Source organism: Paracoccus bogoriensis (assembly GCF_019431455.1).
Classification (GTDB): domain Bacteria; phylum Pseudomonadota; class Alphaproteobacteria; order Rhodobacterales; family Rhodobacteraceae; genus Paracoccus; species Paracoccus bogoriensis.
In genome coordinates this window covers 1-257 of record NZ_JAHYSR010000085.1, presented here as the reverse complement: position 1 = coordinate 257, position 257 = coordinate 1, and the positions used below count along the sequence as shown (strand labels likewise).

Sequence of the window (257 nt, the reverse complement as noted above, 5' to 3'; positions counted from 1 at the left end):
TTGCTGGTGATGCTCAAAGCACCCAACATGGCACATTGCGATGCCGGAAGCGGGAGCCATCCACGCCATCAATGGCGTTCCAATGGCTCACTCCGATCTTTCTCGGCACTTGTCAGCCCAGCCCGCTGCCCGGCATCACGTTCGGCTTGCTGGCGCCAGACACGCAGACTGTCGGGTGAACAGCCAAGCTTCGGCGCGATCGCCTTGTAGGCGGCCGTGTCGCTCGCGTATTCGGCGCGGTTCTCTCGAAAAAGCCG

At 61.9% G+C, this 257-nt stretch carries 1 pseudogene; it reads right to left on the bottom strand.

From position 1 onward, the window contains the following. Nucleotides 1-68: 68 nt before the first annotated feature. Nucleotides 69-257 (bottom strand): annotated as a pseudogene (locus KY389_RS15160) (IS3 family transposase); the annotation flags it as partial.